Annotated in this window: 23 protein-coding genes and 1 tRNA gene; 3 read left to right on the top strand and 21 right to left on the bottom strand. The window is 63.2% G+C overall.

The annotated features are described in order from the left end of the window. Positions 1-15: 15 nt before the first annotated feature. The 14 genes from C7451_RS18185 to C7451_RS18120 form a co-directional block, all read right to left on the bottom strand. Positions 16-1,071 (bottom strand): hypothetical protein, encoded by a 1,056-nt coding sequence (locus C7451_RS18185; RefSeq protein WP_146215418.1) that lies wholly within the window; start codon positions 1,069-1,071, stop codon positions 16-18. A 215-nt stretch (positions 1,072-1,286) separates the two neighbouring features. After that, positions 1,287-1,673 carry a response regulator gene (locus C7451_RS18180; RefSeq protein ID WP_110300305.1) on the bottom strand — a complete coding sequence of 129 codons (387 nt, stop codon included), beginning with the start codon at positions 1,671-1,673 and terminating at the stop codon, positions 1,287-1,289. A gap of 34 nt (positions 1,674-1,707) precedes the next feature. Next, complete coding sequence (locus tag C7451_RS18175) at positions 1,708-1,962, bottom strand: hypothetical protein (protein WP_208625255.1); 255 nt, start codon at positions 1,960-1,962, stop codon at positions 1,708-1,710. Positions 1,963-2,092: 130 nt separating this feature from the next. Next, positions 2,093-2,542, bottom strand: a complete 450-nt coding sequence (locus C7451_RS18170; protein WP_110300304.1) for a chemotaxis protein CheW — start codon at positions 2,540-2,542, stop codon at positions 2,093-2,095. A gap of 14 nt (positions 2,543-2,556) precedes the next feature. Beyond that, a complete protein-coding gene (locus tag C7451_RS18165) occupies positions 2,557-2,937 on the bottom strand; it encodes a response regulator (RefSeq protein ID WP_110300303.1) in 381 nt (126 codons plus the stop codon). Continuing rightward, positions 2,937-3,485 (bottom strand): chemotaxis protein CheD, encoded by a 549-nt coding sequence (locus C7451_RS18160; protein WP_167398608.1) that lies wholly within the window; start codon positions 3,483-3,485, stop codon positions 2,937-2,939. Before C7451_RS18160 ends, C7451_RS18165 begins: the two co-directional genes overlap by 1 nt. Continuing rightward, positions 3,479-3,778: a chemotaxis protein CheB gene (locus tag C7451_RS18155; protein ID WP_279629508.1), complete on the bottom strand. Its 300-nt coding sequence runs from the start codon at positions 3,776-3,778 to the stop codon at positions 3,479-3,481. The genes C7451_RS18160 and C7451_RS18155 overlap by 7 nt, the downstream gene beginning before the upstream one ends. 230 nt (positions 3,779-4,008) lie before the next feature. Then, positions 4,009-5,559, bottom strand: coding sequence for a globin-coupled sensor protein (locus tag C7451_RS18150; RefSeq protein ID WP_110300301.1), 1,551 nt, complete (start codon positions 5,557-5,559; stop codon positions 4,009-4,011). Positions 5,560-5,690: 131 nt separating this feature from the next. Next, positions 5,691-5,825, bottom strand: coding sequence for a hypothetical protein (locus tag C7451_RS20435; RefSeq protein WP_279629507.1), 135 nt, complete (start codon positions 5,823-5,825; stop codon positions 5,691-5,693). A 295-nt stretch (positions 5,826-6,120) separates the two neighbouring features. After that, positions 6,121-6,197, bottom strand: a tRNA-Arg gene (locus tag C7451_RS18140). A gap of 63 nt (positions 6,198-6,260) precedes the next feature. Beyond that, a complete protein-coding gene (locus C7451_RS18135; RefSeq protein WP_110300299.1) occupies positions 6,261-6,761 on the bottom strand; it encodes a DUF1178 family protein in 501 nt (166 codons plus the stop codon). Further along, on the bottom strand, positions 6,758-7,585 hold the full coding sequence (locus C7451_RS18130) for a carbon-nitrogen hydrolase family protein (RefSeq protein ID WP_110300298.1): 828 nt from the start codon (positions 7,583-7,585) through the stop codon (positions 6,758-6,760). The genes C7451_RS18135 and C7451_RS18130 overlap by 4 nt, the downstream gene beginning before the upstream one ends. Before the next feature lie 16 nt (positions 7,586-7,601). Then, positions 7,602-7,859 carry a glutaredoxin 3 gene (gene grxC / locus C7451_RS18125; RefSeq protein ID WP_110300297.1) on the bottom strand — a complete coding sequence of 86 codons (258 nt, stop codon included), beginning with the start codon at positions 7,857-7,859 and terminating at the stop codon, positions 7,602-7,604. Positions 7,860-7,927: 68 nt separating this feature from the next. Next, complete coding sequence (locus tag C7451_RS18120; protein WP_110300296.1) at positions 7,928-8,674, bottom strand: ComF family protein; 747 nt, start codon at positions 8,672-8,674, stop codon at positions 7,928-7,930. Positions 8,675-8,799: 125 nt separating this feature from the next. On the opposite strand from C7451_RS18120, the gene C7451_RS18115 reads away from it, so the two are divergent. Then, on the top strand, positions 8,800-9,591 hold the full coding sequence (locus C7451_RS18115) for a methyltransferase domain-containing protein (RefSeq protein ID WP_244182027.1): 792 nt from the start codon (positions 8,800-8,802) through the stop codon (positions 9,589-9,591). Between the two features lie 18 nt (positions 9,592-9,609). Here the strand turns inward: C7451_RS18115 and C7451_RS18110 are convergent, their stop codons facing one another. Both C7451_RS18110 and C7451_RS18105 read right to left on the bottom strand, forming a co-directional pair. Continuing rightward, complete coding sequence (locus C7451_RS18110; protein ID WP_110300294.1) at positions 9,610-10,983, bottom strand: DEAD/DEAH box helicase; 1,374 nt, start codon at positions 10,981-10,983, stop codon at positions 9,610-9,612. 133 nt (positions 10,984-11,116) lie between these two features. Further along, a complete protein-coding gene (locus tag C7451_RS18105; protein ID WP_110300293.1) occupies positions 11,117-11,653 on the bottom strand; it encodes a hypothetical protein in 537 nt (178 codons plus the stop codon). 191 nt (positions 11,654-11,844) lie between these two features. Between C7451_RS18105 and C7451_RS18100 the strand changes: the two genes are divergently transcribed. Together C7451_RS18100 and C7451_RS18095 are read left to right on the top strand one after the other, a co-directional pair. Beyond that, complete coding sequence (locus tag C7451_RS18100; RefSeq protein WP_110300292.1) at positions 11,845-13,281, top strand: FAD-binding oxidoreductase; 1,437 nt, start codon at positions 11,845-11,847, stop codon at positions 13,279-13,281. Between the two features lie 99 nt (positions 13,282-13,380). Next, complete coding sequence (locus C7451_RS18095; RefSeq protein WP_110300291.1) at positions 13,381-14,166, top strand: SapC family protein; 786 nt, start codon at positions 13,381-13,383, stop codon at positions 14,164-14,166. Between the two features lie 36 nt (positions 14,167-14,202). Here the strand turns inward: C7451_RS18095 and C7451_RS18090 are convergent, their stop codons facing one another. From C7451_RS18090 to C7451_RS18070, 5 genes are read right to left on the bottom strand one after another with little or no spacing between them, the layout of a single operon-like run. Further along, positions 14,203-14,676, bottom strand: coding sequence for a molybdenum cofactor biosynthesis protein MoaE (locus tag C7451_RS18090; protein WP_110300290.1), 474 nt, complete (start codon positions 14,674-14,676; stop codon positions 14,203-14,205). A 1-nt stretch (position 14,677) separates the two neighbouring features. Then, a complete protein-coding gene (locus C7451_RS18085; protein ID WP_110300289.1) occupies positions 14,678-14,926 on the bottom strand; it encodes a MoaD/ThiS family protein in 249 nt (82 codons plus the stop codon). A 9-nt stretch (positions 14,927-14,935) separates the two neighbouring features. After that, positions 14,936-15,946 (bottom strand): GTP 3',8-cyclase MoaA, encoded by a 1,011-nt coding sequence (moaA, locus tag C7451_RS18080; RefSeq protein ID WP_110300288.1) that lies wholly within the window; start codon positions 15,944-15,946, stop codon positions 14,936-14,938. Positions 15,947-15,985: 39 nt separating this feature from the next. Continuing rightward, entirely contained in the window at positions 15,986-16,510 is a 525-nt protein-coding gene (locus C7451_RS18075; protein WP_341866650.1) for a prolyl-tRNA synthetase associated domain-containing protein, read from the bottom strand. A gap of 7 nt (positions 16,511-16,517) precedes the next feature. After that, a complete protein-coding gene (locus C7451_RS18070) occupies positions 16,518-17,708 on the bottom strand; it encodes a serine hydrolase domain-containing protein (RefSeq protein ID WP_110300287.1) in 1,191 nt (396 codons plus the stop codon). Positions 17,709-17,711: the final 3 nt, after the last annotated feature.

The raw sequence follows: 17,711 nt of genomic DNA, 5'->3' as shown, positions 1-17,711 counted from the left end.
GAGGAGGCTCAGCCGCTACAGATTACACCAAAGGCCGCCTGAAAATGCAGCCCGCTGGCCACAACCGAATTTACACCACGTTGACGGACACGACCGCAGCTCCTCCACCGTTCGCATCAGGTGCACGCGCTGGCGCTCGAACGCCACAAACTCGTTATTTGCAGCAATGAACGAGCCCAGCAACTGATCGGCTTCCCGAAAAGGCGCGGTGGGCCGCGTGGTCACATAGGCGCGGCCGAAGCCTTGCAGCGCCTTGCTGAGCACCCGTGAAGAGCGCCGCACCGATCGTCCGAACAGCAGCAGCCCGATCTGGGCCAGCGTCAGATAGGCCATCAAAGGCATCACGCCGCGCAGGATTTCGCGATACAGGGCTACGACATGGTCGTGCGGCGAAAGAAGCACGACCTGGTCGTCGGCAAGCGGCACAACGTAGCACATCTCCAGCCAGTAGCGGAGCGAATGGCGCTCGCCCGACTCCGGCAGACCCGCATCGAAGCTCCGGCATCCGAGCATCATGCCGGTCTGATGAAGCCTGTCTGTCCGGGTTGCGATGAACGGCATGGGCGTTTCCACGCCGTGCATCCTCAGCATGTATCGTGTTTCAGGTTGCATGCGATCACGATCGGGCAACGCCGAGATGGCAGCGGCAACATCCCGCTGGTGAAGATCAAGCCGTTCGTTCACATGATGGAGCTCACCGAGCAGAAACAAAGTGGCTGCTCCGGCAACGGCAATCGAGACCAGCGCCTCGAGTGACTGCTGAAGCCCCAGATTACGCACCCTGCGCACCTTGCCGCGCGCCGTATCAACCAGCAGCGCCAGCAGGATCATGTCGGCGCTGGCGGCCAGCAGCGTTTCCGAAAGAATGCGGCGAACCGCCATGTCGATCAGCACATCGGTCTGGACAATCGACGGGAGAACCAGCCAGCCCAATCCCGCCAGCGCGCCGATGCCGCACTGAAAGAAGAACGTCACGGTCGCAAGGCTGCGATCCTGACCTGAAAACTGGTGAACCGCCAGCACATGCGCTGATGCAAGCAGGATCGTGAAGGGTGAACCCACGCCCCACAAGCTTGGCAATGCGGTAGCCAGCGCCGTGAGCAGACCGGCCCTAAGCCCGAACCACCGGAATGCGAGCAGGTAGAACAGCGGCCCGAAATAGAATTCGAAACCAGGCGCGGCGACGAGCCGGATGCTCGAGAATGCCGTGACCGCTGCAAGCCCAAGCACGGTCAGCGGCCAGAGGAACGGCATGACCACGCGGAGGCTTTGAGGATAGTTGACACTCAGCACCGAGGCGCCCCCGAAGCCTGTGCAACCAGTCGCCGCAAGGCGCTTGCCCCGATCGGCTTGAACAGCAGTCCGCCGGTCGAGGCAGCAATCTCTGCCTGGGCGGATGGGGTAAGGTCGATATGCGCCGTCATCAGATGGCAGTGTGCGGTGGCAGGTGCGTTGCCGAGTTCCGCCAGCGCCTTGATCACGTCCAGTCCGCTTTCATGGCGCAGCTTGTAGTCGCACAGCACCAGATCGAAGGTCTGGTGCTGGCTCGCCCGAACGGCAGCGGCGCCATCTTCCGCGCCCACGGCCGTCGATCCGAGTGCCCTGAACAGCTCGACCAGTTCGCCACGCAGAGCGTCGTCGTCCTCGACGATCAGGATATTGGGCTTTTGCACGGCTCAACCATTGCCAAACATGGTTGAGCAAAGGTTAATCGAGCGCCTGTTCCAGCCGTTCGCGCAACTGTTCCAACGGGGTATGCGCGATAGCGCCCGTGGGATCTTCGGCGCGCAGGATGGAGGCCAGCGCAAGCTGCTGCTGACCGATCATGTCCAGCGCCTGCAAGCTGTTCATGTGCCCCGCCACCAACGCCGGATCACTGCACAGCACTTCGCCCAATCGCTCGATCTCCTGTCGGGCACAGTCGAGTTCATCCGCAATCTGCAAACGCAGCTTCATTGTCATTGTGGATCGTGTCATGTCGTCCCCCTGTCGCGCCCATCATGCGCAACATGATCAACCAGAACATAATCCGGCCTGCGCGTTGCAAGGCCGCATTCAAACCCTATTCCTTCCCACTCTTTGCCAGGCGGCCTCAGGCCGCTTCGGCCAGGGAGCTGATGGCAGTACCAGCCCCCATGTAACGCAACTTCAGAACCATCGCCATGCGATCATCCACGCTGGCAAGTCCTTCCAGAGGGTTCTCGCCATTGATGCTGCCCATTTCCGGAGGCGGCTGCAGGGATCCTGCCTGAATGGTGACGATATCGTTCACGCAATCGACGATCATGCCGCACAGTTGCTGTTCGATTTCGAGCACCATGATCACATTGCGTTCCGACGGTTCGACACGTCCCCAGCCCAGCCGCTCCGAAAGGTCCACCACGGGAAGCACCGTGCCTCTCAGGTTGACGACGCCGCGCACGAAGGGCGGCGCACTGGGTATGGGAGTGGTTGGTGACCAGGCCCGGATTTCCCTTACGGCCATGATATCGACGCCCAGCATCTTGCCGTCGATTTCGAAGGTGATGATCTGCATATCCATGGTGATGCCCTGTCTCAGTCGAGGATGCGGCGAACCGCGGTGTTGAGCTTGTCCGGATCGAACGGTTTGCTGATCCAGCCGGTCGCCCCGGCTGCCCGGGCGCGATCCTTCTTGTCGGGTGCTGCCTCTGTCGTGAGCGCCAGCACCGGTGTGTCGCGAAAACGTTGCTGGGTCCGAAGCTGGGCAATGAACGAAAAGCCATCGAGCCTCGGCATCGTGATGTCGGTAATCACCAGAGCGGGGTCGTTGGCTGAAAGCCATTCCAGCGCGGTGACGCCATCGTCGGCCTCGGCGACGGCAAAACCTCCTGCGCTGAGCGCAGCGCCGAGCAGCAATCGCAGGCTCGGACTGTCATCGACCATCAATATGGGTCTGACGGGGCTGCCTGCCTTCATCAGAAGAACTCCACTTCGCCAGACAGTACGGGTGTGCGAACTGGGCGTGCTGCCGGGAAATCGCCCTGTACCGACTGGCAGCGCACGCGTCCCGTTGCCGGCTGCAGATCCAGTCGGCGCGCATGCACGCCACCGGTATCGGACCTGACAAGCCGGATATTGTCTGCGCGCAGGAACTCCTCTGCAAATTCGGCATTTTCCGTTCCGATGGCGCGCATGCCCTCATGCATATTGGCCCCGCCGTAGAGATGAGCCCGCATGGTGGCGCGGAGCGCGCCCTGATTGAGCATCTCGTTGATCAGAACCTCCATTGCATAAAGGCCGTATCGCTGTGCATCGCCGCCCAGTCCGTGGCTGGAATGAGGTGGCACAGCGAGCAGGAAATGGTTCATGCCGCCTATCCTGGCGGCCGGATCGAACAGACAGCACGCGATACAGCTGCCCAGCACGGTCGTAAGCACCAGATGCGGGTCGCGAGACACCTCATATTCGCCCTGTACCACCGTATGGCGAACAATCTTGGGGGCTTGGGTAAGGACATTCAGCATTGGCATAACTTCAATATCCGCCCCACAATCCTGCCCAACGACAATAGCTGCTCCACAGCTCCCATGTCCGCTGCTGCCCCTGGCAAGCCGCAAATCAGCAGGGTGGATTGATCCTGGCTGATCATAAGCACGCCTTTCTGACGCAGTTTCAGGAGCCCTTTCGCGCCATCGTTGCCCATGCCGGTTAATATAACACCTACAAATCGTGCACCATCGCACGCGGCCAGCGACTGGAACATGAGGTCTGCCGAAGGGCGATGGCGTTTGACGGGGGACCTCCGGAATCTGGGCACCGCGGCGGGCTGCTGCGGACGATCGTCAGGTCATGGCCATCGGCCGGGGCCCTGGCGGCGATGGCCGGGTTCGAGCGGAAGCCCTGCTCGCAAGATTGAGCCTCGACCCTGACGATCATCCTCCCGCACCCTGCCAGCAGCAACCGGCGAGCGCGCCGGGCCGGTCGGGCAGCGCCAGGGTCGCCTGCAGGAACCGACGAGGCATCACACCCGCGATCGGCCCAGGCCCTTCAGAATTCGGACCAGTCTTCGGAGGGATCGCTTTTCATGGTCATGGCCAGATTGCCCTGGACCACCGGGCGAACAGACGCGCGCGCAACGCGTCGCGGTGCCGGTTTTGCGTTGCGGATGTCCCGCACCGTCGCGCCGCCATGCGCCGCCGGACCGCCTTGCAGTGCAAAGCGCGATACCAGGCCCGTGAGCTGATCTGCCTCGGCAGCGAGAGTGCGTGCGGCTGCGGTCGACTGTTCCACCATGGCCGCGTTCTGCTGGGTCATCTTGTCCATTTCGCTGACCGCCGTATTTACCTGTTGCAGGCTGGTCGACTGGGCCGCTGCAAGCTCGGAAATATTGGCCGCAAGGCCAGCGATCTCGGCGACCTTGCCGACGATGCTGTCTAGCGCCTCGCCCGACTGTCCAACCAGTTCCACGCCCCGCGTGACCTGGCGAGAGCTCTCGCTGATCAGTTCCTTGATGTGCTTGGCAGCATCCGCCGAGCGCTGCGCCAGCGCGCGCACTTCGTTGGCGACGACCGCAAAGCCCTTGCCCGCATCTCCTGCACGCGCCGCCTCGACCCCTGCGTTGAGCGCCAGCAGATTGGTCTGGAAGGCTATGCCGTCGATCACGTTGATGATCTTGGCGATTTCCTGGGCCGACCGTTCGATGTCATCCATCGCCGCGACCGCTTCCTTGACGACCTCGCCACCCCGGGTCGCATCGGCATGCGCGGTACTGACCGACTGGTTGACATGCGCCGCACCCTCTGCGGTCTCGCGGACTCCATCGTTCAGCTGGTGCATGGCGGCTGCCGTCTCTTCGAGCGACGCAGCCTGCTGCTCGGTGCGCGAAGACAGATCATCCGAGGCCTGGCTGATTTCGATCGAGCCGGTATTGATGCTCTCGGCGGTCTGCGACACCTGCGCCAGCGTTTCGCTGATGCGGGTGCGCATGAAATCGAAGTCCTGCTCCAGCTTGGCAAACGCTGGTGGCAAGCCTTCGAGCTGGACGGTGAAATCCCCTTTGGCAAGCGATTCCAGCGCCTGGCCGACTTGGGAGATGACGGCCAGGCGCTGGGCTTCTTCCGCGCGGAAGTAGCTGGAAAGTGCGATATCCATGTCGAGCAGGGCACATTTGACCAAAGTGCCGATGGTCTGGGCCATGCGGTTGCCCGCCAGCCGCGCCAGCGGAGACCCTGCCATGGCTTCGTGAATGACCTGTTCGAGCACCATGGCATAGCCACCGATATACCATGTCGGAGCCAGGCCTATCCTTGCATGGACGCTGCCGATCTGTTCAGCCTTGCCGAAATAGGTCTCGCCGATCTCGTTCGAAAACAGTTGAACCCAATGGTTAAGCTGCTTGTCGCGGGCATGATCCATATGCTGCGGCGACTTGAAGAACTTAGCGACTTCGGGGGTCGCAGCGATTTTCTCGTAAAAATCCGCCAACGCAGCAGGCGCATGCTTCTGCAACATTTTCAATATGCGCGCAAAGCTCGCGTAATCCTTACGGTCGATGCCGAAGAACGAAAGCCTGTTCTGATTAGCCGATGCCGTATCCATGGCCCGATCTCCACCTGTCTATGGGAGGCATCTGAGGATCGGGCCGTAAACAATTGGCTAAATACGGTATAATTACGGTAGCCGGATAACGTCGGTTATAAGGTTAACAAACAGCCTTGATTCGGCAGGTTTCAGAAGGGTTCGCCCGTTCCCAGACGCGAGATTCCGGCGATGGTGCGCCAATGGAAACAGGCCATCAGCCAACCATAGCCGTTTGCGCGGCGCAGAGCCGCCTCCTGTGCCGGATCAGGCCCGGTCTCAGGCATGCGAAATCGCCTGGTCCAGCGCCGCATGATCCAGCGCAGCCCCGGCCCGATACACAGCGCAAAGCCTAAGGGCGTCGATTTGGAAGCATAACGGCGCATGCCTTGGCTGGCTTCGAAAGGTCCATGGCCAAGCCGCGGTGAATTGCCGGTCGGCACGCTGCCAGATGGAAACCGGCGCCCGGACACCTGCCCCGTCGGATGTCGCATTTATACGGCCGCTTTCGCTTCCGACATTGCTAGGAATCAACAATCGCGCGGAAAGGGGCAGGTTTCCAACCGGAACGGTCCGGAAAAATGGTGCGCCCGACAGGATTCGAACCTGTGGCCCCCAGATTAGGAATCTGATGCTCTATCCTGCTGAGCTACGGGCGCGTGCTGGATCGCGGTTTAGCCAAGCGCGAGCGGCAAGGCAATGACTTCGGGTCAGCTGCCCCCTCAGTTCTTGACCTCGGGCGGCACCACGGGGAACGGCAAGGGCGCGACTGCCACGCCCTCCTCGATCAACGCGGCAGCCTCGTCCGGATCCGCCTTGCCATGGATCAGCGCATGGTCTTCCTCGCCATAGTGCATGGCGCGGGCGCGGTCTGCAAAGTCGCTGCCGACCCAGGTAGATTGCTCCAATGCCCTGGCCTGCGCATCGGCCAGTGCCTGAACCACCGCCTGCAACCTGACGAGTTCGGGCGGCGCCGCGACATTGCTGATGCTGACAGGCCGTGTTTCGTCCGACGGCTGAGCCCGGCGTTCTGCAGGCACAGCATCCCGCTGATTGCCCTTCGCATTCAGCCGCGGCGCCATCACTGCCTTGACGACGTCTGTCGATCCACAAAAGGCGCAGGCGACAAGGCCGCGCTCACGCTGCTGGTCGTAGGCCTCGCTCGAGGCGAACCAGACCTCGAAGACATGGTCCTTTTCGCATTTCAGATCATAGACAATCATGGTTGCTCTGCCTCGGCCACCGGCCTGCGATTGGCGATGACGGGCACCCGGCTGCGCACCTCGGTGATGCGCGACAGGTCCAGATCGACAAAGGCCAGCCCTGCCGCACCGCCCATGTCGAGCAGCACATCGCCCCAGGGATCGACCACGAGGCTATGGCCATAAGTGCTGCGCCCGTCGGCATGCGTTCCCGTCTGCGCCGCAGCCACCACGAAGCAGGCGTTTTCTATCGCGCGCGCACGAAGCAGGATGTGCCAGTGCGCTTCTCCGGTCGGCACGGTGAACGCCGCCGGCACCGCGATCATGTCGGCGCCTGCGCGACTGAGCGCCGAATAGACATCGGCAAAGCGGACATCGTAGCAGATCGAAAGACCCAGCACCGCTTCCGGGAGCCGAACGGCCACCGCCTGCCCTCCGCCCTGGTAAACCGAGGATTCTCGCCAGCTTTCGCCCGATGCGAGGTCAACGTCGAAAAGATGGATCTTGTCGTACCGCCCGGCGATGCTGCCGTCCGGAGCAATCACGAAACCCCGGTTGCGCCACTTGTCGTCGGCAGCCGCGCCTTTTACCGCAAGCGACCCGAGATGCACCCAGATACCAACCTCGCGCGCTGCCGACCGGACAGCAGCGAGCACCAGGTCCTCATCCTCGCTGGAGATCGTGCGGGCAGCGCGGGCACGATCGCGATCGATCATGTTTGACATTTCCGGCGTGAACAGCACCGCAGCCCCGCCAGCGCCGGCATCGTGCACAGCCTGAACCAGCGTCCGCGCATTATCGGCAGGATCGAACCCCGCAGTCATCTGCAAGACGGCAATTTTCATCAAGTCGGTCCCGCCGTCACAGGCCCAGCAAGGGGTCGAGCTTGCCTTCGCGATCGAGTGCGGCCAGATCGTCCGAACCACCGACATGCCTGCCGTCGATGAAAATCTGCGGAACGGTGGTCCTGCCACCAGCGCGGCGGATCATTTCCGCCTTGGGCTCGCCGCCCATGGACACTTCAGTCTCGTCAAACTCCACGCCCTTGCTGCTGAGCAGGGACTTCGCCCGGTAGCAATAGGGACAGGTAAATTTGGTGTAGATTTCGACCTTGGCCATGAATGCGTCCTCCGCCCACGATATTTGGGGGTTTTGCGCAGAAATGCAACAGCAACGCCATGCCCCTGTCACATGCCCGAGCCCTCGTCGCCCTCGCGCAACACCCGCGCCCAGCAGAAGATCGTGACCTTTGCCGCGCCCGCCTGCCTGAGCAGCCGCACACACGCTTTCGAAGTCGCGCCGGTGGTGTAGACATCGTCGACCAGCAGCACATGCTTGCCCCGGATACGCTCGCGCCGGTCCTTGGGAATATCGAACACCCCGCGCACCGCGAGGCCACGCTGCTTGCGCGTCATGCCCTTCAGCGGCGGGGTCGGACGGATGCGGCGCAATATGTCGGTCTCGACCGGCAAACGGCGCTCCCCCGCCAGCGCGCGGGCGATCAGGATCGACTGGTTGAACCCGCGCTTCCAGAGCCGCCAGCGGTGCAGCGGCACCGGTATGAGCACCAGATCATTGCTGCTGGACGGCAGATGCCGCTGAAGATGGCGCGCAATGAGCCGCGCAAGCCCGATCTTGCCGCCATGCTTCAGCCTGAGCACTATCGAGCGCGAGAGATCGTCATAGAGCACGGCTGCCCTTATCCCGTCATGCAGCGGCGGGTCGGCCAGGCATTCGGCGCAGATCATCCCTTCGTCACGGCCTTCGGAAAAGGGCTTGCCACACGAGCTGCAACTCGGATCGCTGATGAAGCGCAATGCGTTCCAGCACTCGCCGCAGAATTTCAGGTCTTCCTCGACCAGTACCCCGCAGCCGGGGCAGCGCGGGGGCAGCACCAGATCGACCAGCGGGCGCAAGGCGGCGGAGAGCGACATGCCCCCTTGTCGCGCGGCGCAGGCATCGGCACAAGGCCGCGATGAACCAGGAAGCCGCTCCCCGTCAACTCTTCGCGCCGCGTCGGCGTCGCCTTGCCATGGCACGCGGACAAAGGCTCGCTGCAATGTCTGGGGGCGCGTTTCTGGCGGATCACATGGCGGACGAGTTGATCGAGCGACTCGGCTGGGTGACACGCGAATTCACCGACGTACTGGTGCTCGGCATGGCGCCGCAAAGCCTGATCGAAGCGCTGCAGGCTCGGGGCATGACCATCACCCATGGCGGGCCGATCGGCATTGACGTGCAATGCGACGAGGATCTGCTGCCCTTGGAACCGGCGAGCTTCGACCTCGTCATCGCGCTAGGTACGCTCGACAGCGTCAACGACCTGCCCGGCGCGCTGATCCAGATCAATCGCGCGCTGCGCCCCGATGGGCTGATGATGGCAGCGATGATCGGGGCGGGTTCGCTTCCGCGGCTAAAGGCGGCCATGCTGGCGGCGGACGAGGCCACCGCGCGCGGCGTCGCGGCGCGCATTCATCCGCAGATCGATGTGCGCGCGGCGGGCGATCTGCTTCAGCGCGCGCGCTTCGCCATGCCGGTAGCGGACGGCGACACGCTCATGGTGCGCTATTCCTCGCTGCCCGCGCTCATCGCCGATCTCCGGACACATGGCTGGACCAACGCCCTCGCCTCGCCGCCTCCGCCCATCGGCAAGGCGGCGCTGATCGCTGCGCTGCAGAGCTTTGCCGATGCTGCCGAGCAGGATGGCAAGACGCCCGAGCGTTTCGAGCTCGTCTACCTCAGCGGCTGGGCGCCTTCGCCTGATCAGCCCAAGCCTGCGCGCCGCGGAAGTGCTACCGCTTCGCTCGCTGGGCTGCTCGACAAGGCGCGCAGGGAGCAGCCGGGCAGCTGAACGATTCCTGCTTCAGTTTCAGCTCGTACCGAAACCGACCGAGAGAAAGTCCGGCATCGGGCCGTTCCAGCCATCATCGGGACCGTCATCGCGTTCTTCGCGACGCGGGCGTGCCGGCTTGCGGCGATCGTCGCGCGATTTTTCGGCACGCGGCTTTTCGTCTCGAGGTTTCTCCGTCCGCGCCTGGCGCTCGGCTGGCTTGCGATCCTCGCTCTTGCGGCTGCCGCGCGCCTTGGCGGGCTTTTCGCGCGCCTTTTCGTCCTGCACCGGCGCATCGACGCCTTCGACCAGCACTTCGGGGATGGTCGTGCCGATCAGCTTCTCGATATTGGCAAGTGCTTCGGCATCGTCTTCGGTGATGAAGGTGAATGCCTTGCCCGAAGCCCCGGCGCGGCCCGTGCGCCCAATCCGGTGGACATAATCATCGGGGTGCCAGGGCGCGTCATAGTTGAACACATGGCTGACGCCCTTGATATCCAGCCCGCGCGCAGCGACGTCCGATGCGACCAGAATGTTGATCGTGCCGTTCTTGAACCGCTCGAGCTCGGCCAGACGGTCGGCCTGTTCCATGTCCCCATGGATCTCGCCGGAATCGAAACCGCCCTGCCGCAGCGCCTTGTTGAGATCGCGCACCGTCGTCTTGCGGTTGCAGAAGATGATCGCGGTCTGGACGCCGGCATCCAGCATGGTGAACAGCGTGTCGCGCTTGCGACGCGAGGAGACGCGCACCTTGCCCTGCTCGATCGAGGCATTGGCGCTGCCGGTGCGCGCCACTTCGATCGACTTGGGATTGGTCAGAAACTTGTCCGCCAGCTTCTTGATCGGCGGCGGCATGGTGGCCGAGAACAGCAGCGTCTGGCGCTGTGCCGGCAACCGCGTGCAGATTGTCTCGATATCCGGGATGAAGCCCATGTCGAGCATCCGGTCGGCTTCGTCGATCACCAGCAGGTTGCATCCGGTCAGCAGGATGTTGCCACGGTCATACAGGTCCATCAGTCGACCCGGCGTGGCGATGAGAACATCGACGCCCTTTTCCAGCGCCTTGACCTGATCGCCCATCGATACACCGCCGATGAGCAGCGCCATCGAGAGCTTGTGATATTTGCCGTATTTCTCGAAATTCTCTGCCACCTGCGCGGCCAGCTCACGTGTCGGCTCAAGGATCAGCGAACGCGGCATGCGGGCACGGCTGCGGCCTTCGGCCAGGATGTCGATCATGGGCAGCACGAAGCTTGCGGTCTTGCCCGTGCCGGTCTGCGCGATCCCGATCAGGTCGCGCATCATCAGCACCGGTGGAATGGCCTGCGCCTGAATGGGCGTCGGCGTCGTATAGCCGGAATCGGTAACGGCCTGGATCAACTTGTCGGAAAGGCCGAGATCGGCAAATATCATAGAATATCCGAAAAAAAGGCAGCGGCGCGGCACATCTCGTCACACCATCTTCGCCTGGCCATTGGCCACACGCGCGCCATGCGCAAACAGCGCCAGAAAGTCAACCTTGGTGAGCCGGAAAACCGGGACGCGGTCAGTCCTCGGGAACGAGCTGGCGCAGCTTGTTGACCTCGCACTTGCTGCCGGAGCGCGCCTGCAAAAGATCGCGATCGACGCAAAGCCGCCCGTCGTCGCTCCGCTCCATGTAGAAACCCTGGTAGAACTCGCGCGCGCTGCAGGAGCGCTCAAGTTGCGCCTCGATCATCCGCTGGTCGCGCATGAACAGCACCAGCATGTCATCATTGATGACACGCACACCGGAAACGTCGCGCATCGAAAGGCACTTGCCGACCTTGCGCCGCTCGAATCTCGGCGGTTCGGGGCGCTGCGCGCGCCGTGGCGGCGGCAGTTCCGCCATCAGTGACGAACGCGACAGCGACTGGCGGGGGACCCGGATGATGAGACGTTGTTCGATCCGCACCTGCGCCATGATTTCTGGCCCGGGCGCGAGAGCCTCGCCGAGCTGGACCGGCACCGGACCCATGGCTTCGCCCAGCGGATGCGGCCGCTCGTCTGCCATCGGCAGCGAACTGAATAGCAGCAAGCCCAGCAAGGTTTCCAGATATGCCATGGCCGCGCGAAGCGATCCTCCAACCCGTTTGCCCCTGCCCCCGGTTAGCCTGAGCGATTGAACCGTGGATTAACGATCCGCTCAGCGCCCATGCAAGTGCCATTTTGTCGCGAACTGTGCCATTTATATCACCTGCCGGACGGCCATGCTCGCAATTGTCGTGATGCCGCCGGGAGTGTAACACTGCACCGATGACCGATAGCTTGACCCGCAACGATCTGACCGAACGACTGAGCCAAATTCTTGGCCCCAGGGGCTTGACCACCGATGGAGCGGATCTTGCCCCCTGGCTCACGGACTGGCGCGGACGATTTCACGGGCAAGCGCTTGCGATGGTGGCACCTGCCGACACGATGGAAACTGCCGCGATCGTAAGACTGGCGAGCGAAACCGGCACCCCGATCGTGCCGCAGGGCGGCAACAGCGGCATGGTCGGTGGTGCAACGCCCGATGCCGAGGGGCGGTCCCTGCTGCTGAGCACGCGGCGGATGAACGCCATACGTTCGATCGACACGGCGGCGCGCACCGTGGTCGCCGAAGCCGGGGTGGTGCTGCAGACGCTGCATGAGGCGGTTTCCGCGCACGGCCTGCGCTTTCCGCTGACCCTTGGCGGCAAGGGCTCGGCGACTGTGGGCGGCCTGGTATCCACGAACGCCGGCGGCACCCAGGTGCTGCGCCATGGCACGATGCGAGCGCTCGTCGAAGGAGTCGAGGCCGTGCTGCCCGACGGATCGATCTATGATGGCCTCGCCACGCTCAAGAAGGACAATCGCGGCTATGATATCCGGCACCTTCTGGTCGGTGCGGAAGGTACATTGGGCATTGTCACTGCCGCGACGCTGAAACTCGTGCCTGCCCTGATCGACCGTGCGGTGGTCTGGGCCGGAGTGGCATCGCCGCTGGTCGCCCGCGAGCTGCTGCTGATGCTTGAAGCCCGGGCGGGCCGCGAGATGGAAGGTTTCGAGATCGTGCCGCAGCGCTGCCTTGCCAATGTGCTGAAGCACATTCCCGGTACGCGTTCTCCCCTTGAAGGTGCACACCCGTGGCACGTTCTGGTCGAGTTCGGACGCGATGATGCCGCAGCTACCGCGCCGCAGATTCTGGCAGAGGCCCTCATGGCCGAAGCGTTCGAGCGCGGGCTGGTGCAAGATGCCGCAATCTCCGTCAGCGAGTCGCAGGCCGAAGCCTTCTGGAAATTGCGCGACTCCATCTCGGAGGCCGAACGTACCGAAGGGCCGGCGATGCAGCACGACATCAGCGTCCCTGTCGCCGACATGCCGCGCTTCATTCTGGAGGCAGGCGCGACGGTCGAGCAGCGCTTTGCCGGAACCGAGGTCGCGGCTTTCGGGCATATGGGCGACGGCAATGTGCATTTCCACGTGGCCGCGCCGCCGGGCGCCGACCGCGCCACCTGGCCGGATCATCCCGGCAAGGAAATCAGCGCCTTTGTCCATGATCTGGTCGTCGCCGCAGGCGGATCGATCTCTGCGGAACATGGCATCGGCCAGATGAAGCGCGATGAACTGGGGCGGCTCAGCGATCCGGCGAGGCTGATGGCGCTACGGGCCATCAAGCATGCCTTCGACCCGAAGGGCATCATGAATCCCGGCAAGCTGGTTCCGCTGTGAAACCGCCCTGCCGCGAGTTCCTCTTGCGCGGCGGCGGTGGGCAACTTAAGGCGCGTGTTCCGGTTTTACCGATAAAATCAAAGTCAGCGGAGAATATTCATGGCCAGTGCGCCGCAAGCCACCAACCTGCCGGTCCTTTTCAACGATCTGGTACCCCTGAATTCTCAGGACCATGCCAAGTTTCGCTCGCGGCCGCTCGACGGTGCGCATTTCCTGAAGAACCAGCACGCTATTCCGCTGACTGCCGAGGAATTCACCCAGGCACAGCGCGATTACCCGATCATCTTCTCGGCGGGCCCGGACCCGGTTCCGCTGGCGCTGATGGGCATGAACGAAGGCGTGAATGTCTATCTCGACGAAAACGGCAAGTACCGGGCGCCAGCCTATGTGCCTGCCTATATCCGTCGTTATCCTTTCATGCTGGCCCGCCTGCGCCCGGATTCGCAGGAACTGTCGCTGTGCTTCGACCCGACCTGCGAGGCCCTGGGTGAGTTCGACGAAGGCGAAGCGCTGTTCGAAGATGGCCAGCCCAGCGAAACCACCAAGAACATCCTTTCGTTCTGCGAGGATTTCGAGCGCGCTGTGCAGGGTACGGCCTTCTTCATGGAAGAGCTCAAGAAGCATGACCTGCTGATGGACGGCGAACTGAAGATCGAGCACCCGACGCTGGCCCAGCCGTTCGTCTATCAGGGCTTCCAGATGGTGAACGAAGAAAAGCTGCGCGAACTGCGCGGCGATGAACTGCGCAAGCTCAATCAGAACGGCGCCCTGCCGCTGATCTATGCGCATCTGTTCTCGCTGCAGAAGATGCGCGACCTGTTTGCGCAGCAGGCTGCCGATGGCAAGGTTCCGAACCTTCCGCCGCAGGTCAACGCGGTCAACTGATCGTCTGCAATATGGCCGGGCGGCCTGGCTGACAGCTCAGCCGCCGCCCGGCGCATCATCCCAGCGCCGGGCATCGGCATAATCCTCGGCGCGAGGCTCGACCCAGATCCTGCCGGCGGCATTCGTCTCGCTTTTCCAGAACAGTGCCCGGCTTTTCAGATAGTCCATCAGGAAATCGGCCGCCTCGAATGCGGCACGACGGTGCGCGCTCGCGGTCGCCACCAGCACGATGGGATCAAAGGGGTCCATGTCCCCCACCCTGTGGATCACCAGCGCGGCCTCGAGCGGCCAGCGCTGCGCAGCCTCGTCAAGTATCGCGTCGATCCCGCGTTCGGTCATGCCGGGATAGTGCTGCAGATGGAGACTGCTCACATGCCCATCGGCACTGGATGCCCGCACCTGACCGGTAAAGGTGACGATCGCGCCAGCCGCCTCAAGGCTGCGGCGGAAGATCGAGATTTCCGCTTCAGGATCAAATGCCTGGGCGACAATTCTGACACGCCGCCGCATGTCAGCCTCCGCTGACAGGAGGCAGAAACGCCAGTTCGTCCGCATCCGTCACCTGGAAATCCGCCGCGACGATCTCGCCATTGACGGCATAACGCACCCTGGGGCCCGCCAGAGCGCTGCCCAGCAGCCGGTCCTGGGCATCGATCAGCGCAACGATGTCACCTATCGCATGGGCTGCAGACAGTGCCATCGTTCGCTCGATGCCGCCGGCAAGATCGCCAAGCTGGCCAAAGAACAGCAGTTTCGCCACGCTGCGCGATCACCCCCCCGTCATCGACATGTGCCGTGCAAGCGCGGGGGCAGCGCCGGGTGCATCGATGCGAAACTCGTGACGCTCGGGCTTGGCACGGATCGCACGGGTAAGCGCAGCATCGAGTGCGGCATCGCTGTCGGGAGCGCGCAGGGCAGCGCGCAGGTCGACCCGGTCGTTCTGCCCAAGGCACATGTAGATCTGGCCTGTTGCCGTAACCCGAACGCGGTTGCACCCCGCGCAGAAATTGTTGGTGAGCGGCGTGATCAGGCCGAGCCGGCCACCGGTTTCTGCGACATCGAAATAGCGCGCGGGACCGCCAGTGCGGTGCTCGCTCGGGGTCAGCGTCCAGCGCTGCTCAAGCGCGTCACGCACCGTGGTCAGAGGCAGATAATGGTCGAACCGGTCTTCCTCGACCTCGCCCAGCGGCATGATCTCGATAAGCGTCACGTCATGACCTCGCTCGTGCGCCCAGGCGATCAGCGTGGGCAGTTCATCCTCGTTCAGACCCTTGAGCGCAACGGCGTTGATCTTGACCTTCAGCCCCGCGCGATCGGCAGCATCGATCCCGGCCAGCACATTGTCGAGCGCGTCGCGGCGCGTCAGCCGGGCAAAGAGCGCGCGATCGAGCGTGTCGAGCGAAACATTGATCCGACGGACGCCTGCATCAACAAGCGCACCGGCGTGTTCGGCCAGTTGCGTCCCGTTGGTGGTGAGCGTCAGTTCGTCCAGACCCTGGCCTATCTCGCGGCCCAGGCGTTGCACGAGAGTCATGACATCGCGTCGCACCAGCGGCTCACCCCCGGTCAACCTGATCTTGCGCACCCCCCGCTCGATGAATGCCATGGACAGGCGATGCAGTTCCTCAAGGGTCAGGACCTCGGCCTTGGGGAGGAACTGCATGCGCTCGGGCATGCAATAGGCGCAGCGCAGGTCGCACCGGTCGGTCACCGACAGGCGGACATAGCTGATCCGGCGGGCAAAGCCATCGATCAGCGGGCGGGTGGCGACCTCGGTCATGGTTACACGGTTACAGTAGCACGGGGGCAGTTCCCACCCTCAATTTTGAGACGGTTCTGCAGCGGGCGCCTTGTTGGGAACAGGCACGATCAGCGGCGCATGCCGCCAGCGCACGAGCAGGCGTACCAGATCGAGGCCGGAAAGGCCCAGGGTCGCGGTGTTGCGCAGCGGATGCACGTTGACGCGCGGTTGCGCAGCTAGCACCTCGTCCAGCACCAGCTGCACCTTTCCTGCGGTATCGTTGAACGCAGCCAGCGGCGTGACCGAGCCCGGCGTGATGCCAAGCAACTCGACCATCTCGTCGCCCGAGCCGAAACTGAACCGCCCTGCCCCGACCAGGTGCCTGAGCGAACCCAGATCCACCTGCTTTTCCGCGAGGACAGTAGCCAGATAGAACTGGCCGCCGGTGTCCTTGAGGAACAGGTTCTTGGTATGCGCGCCGGGGATTGCACGCTCGATCGTGCTGCTTTCAAGCACGGTGAACACCGCCTCATGCTCGACCTGGTCGAAGGCGATGCCTGCAGACTGCAGTTCGGCATGTAGGCGGGTGTCGTCGGTCATCATCGACCTTTCAGTTTGCAGCCATCGCAAGCTGCTGGAAGAACTGCAGCTGCGGCACGCGCAGGTCAGCGCCGCTTGCCTTGGGCCAGTTGCTTACCACCGCAATGACCAGGTTCTTCTGCGGCACGATCAGGATCGCCTGGCCAAAAATGCCCTGCCCACCCCAGGCGCCGCCCGGGTAGGTCCACCACTGATAGCCATAGCCAAAGCCCGGCAGGCCGATCGGCGCCTGTTCCTTGCCAGCTTCTGCAAACCAGCCCTCGGGCACCTGCCCCTTGCCGCCTTCCAGTGCGAACAGGCCCATGCGGGCATAATCGGCGAGGCGGATCGACAGGCAACAGCCGCCGACATTCTGCCCGGCGGAATCGACCATCCAGAACAGATCGCCCTCGAATCCTGCCGGCTTGACGATCTTTTCCTGTGCATATTCGGTCAGCGTCTTGCCGGTGGCGCGTTGCACGATCACGCCGATCAGGTTGGTCTCGCCGGTCTTGTAGACCCATTTGCTCCCCGGCTCGGCTTCGCGTGGCAGCGTCTTGAGATACGCAGTGTTCGGATCCTCGCCGGGCCCGACGGGTACGGAGAGCATCTTCACGACATCGCTGTTCGGATCGGTATAGTCCTCGTTCCACTTGACCCCGGAGGTCATGGTCAGGATCTGCTTGACGGTGACGCCGTCATAGCCGCTGCCTTTCAGCTCCGGCACATATTTCGTTACCGGGTCGTCGATCGAGGCGATCAGGCCATCCTTTACCGCTGCGCCGACCAGCGTCGAGGTGAACGACTTGGCAACCGAGAAGCTGGTCCAGCGGTCCTCGGGCTTCAGACCCAGCCCGTATTTCTCCAGCCGCACCTTGCCGTCCTGAATCACCATCAGGCCGGCTACATTCTGTGCCGCCATGAAGGCGTCGATCTCGGCATCGCCGATGGCGAGCGGCTCGCCCTTGGGCAGCGCGCGCGGCGTGCCGTGTGTCGCGGTGGTGCCGGGGAACTGCGCTTCCATGGCACGGAAATTCGACGCGCGCTGAGCATCGGACCAGAACAGGATCTGCGCACCGGCGGTGCGGACCTTTTCGAGCTCCGCCGCGCTCATCTGCGTGATCGGCTTGACCGCCGGTGCTGCCTCATCCTTCGCCATCGCGACGCCACCCGCACCGATGGCCAGCGCACATGCTGCTGCAAAGCTCGTCCAGACCCGCATACC

The sequence above is a fragment of the Blastomonas natatoria genome (genome assembly GCF_003201955.1).
In the GTDB taxonomy this organism is placed as follows: domain Bacteria; phylum Pseudomonadota; class Alphaproteobacteria; order Sphingomonadales; family Sphingomonadaceae; genus Blastomonas; species Blastomonas natatoria.
The sequence above is the reverse complement of the archived record's forward strand: the minus strand, read 5'-3'. Positions and strand labels throughout refer to the sequence as shown.

Bases quoted from the DNA above. Each gene is read 5' to 3' on its own strand.
- C7451_RS18175 (WP_208625255.1), bottom strand. From the start codon at position 1,962: ATGACAATGAAGCTGCGTTTGCAGATTGCGGATGAACTCGACTGTGCC.
- C7451_RS18170 (WP_110300304.1), bottom strand. From the start codon at position 2,542: ATGGATATGCAGATCATCACCTTCGAAATCGACGGCAAGATGCTGGGC.
- C7451_RS18165 (WP_110300303.1), bottom strand. From the start codon at position 2,937: ATGAAGGCAGGCAGCCCCGTCAGACCCATATTGATGGTCGATGACAGT.
- C7451_RS18160 (WP_167398608.1), bottom strand. From the start codon at position 3,485: ATGCTGAATGTCCTTACCCAAGCCCCCAAGATTGTTCGCCATACGGTG.
- C7451_RS18150 (WP_110300301.1), bottom strand. From the start codon at position 5,559: ATGGATACGGCATCGGCTAATCAGAACAGGCTTTCGTTCTTCGGCATC.
- C7451_RS20435 (WP_279629507.1), bottom strand. From the start codon at position 5,825: ATGCCTGAGACCGGGCCTGATCCGGCACAGGAGGCGGCTCTGCGCCGC.
- C7451_RS18135 (WP_110300299.1), bottom strand. From the start codon at position 6,761: ATGATTGTCTATGATCTGAAATGCGAAAAGGACCATGTCTTCGAGGTC.
- C7451_RS18130 (WP_110300298.1), bottom strand. From the start codon at position 7,585: ATGAAAATTGCCGTCTTGCAGATGACTGCGGGGTTCGATCCTGCCGAT.
- grxC (WP_110300297.1), bottom strand. From the start codon at position 7,859: ATGGCCAAGGTCGAAATCTACACCAAATTTACCTGTCCCTATTGCTAC.
- C7451_RS18120 (WP_110300296.1), bottom strand. From the start codon at position 8,674: ATGTCGCTCTCCGCCGCCTTGCGCCCGCTGGTCGATCTGGTGCTGCCC.
- C7451_RS18115 (WP_244182027.1), top strand. From the start codon at position 8,800: ATGTCTGGGGGCGCGTTTCTGGCGGATCACATGGCGGACGAGTTGATC.
- C7451_RS18110 (WP_110300294.1), bottom strand. From the start codon at position 10,983: ATGATATTTGCCGATCTCGGCCTTTCCGACAAGTTGATCCAGGCCGTT.
- C7451_RS18105 (WP_110300293.1), bottom strand. From the start codon at position 11,653: ATGGCATATCTGGAAACCTTGCTGGGCTTGCTGCTATTCAGTTCGCTG.
- C7451_RS18100 (WP_110300292.1), top strand. From the start codon at position 11,845: ATGACCGATAGCTTGACCCGCAACGATCTGACCGAACGACTGAGCCAA.
- C7451_RS18095 (WP_110300291.1), top strand. From the start codon at position 13,381: ATGGCCAGTGCGCCGCAAGCCACCAACCTGCCGGTCCTTTTCAACGAT.
- C7451_RS18090 (WP_110300290.1), bottom strand. From the start codon at position 14,676: ATGCGGCGGCGTGTCAGAATTGTCGCCCAGGCATTTGATCCTGAAGCG.
- moaA (WP_110300288.1), bottom strand. From the start codon at position 15,946: ATGACCGAGGTCGCCACCCGCCCGCTGATCGATGGCTTTGCCCGCCGG.
- C7451_RS18075 (WP_341866650.1), bottom strand. From the start codon at position 16,510: ATGATGACCGACGACACCCGCCTACATGCCGAACTGCAGTCTGCAGGC.
- C7451_RS18070 (WP_110300287.1), bottom strand. From the start codon at position 17,708: ATGCGGGTCTGGACGAGCTTTGCAGCAGCATGTGCGCTGGCCATCGGT.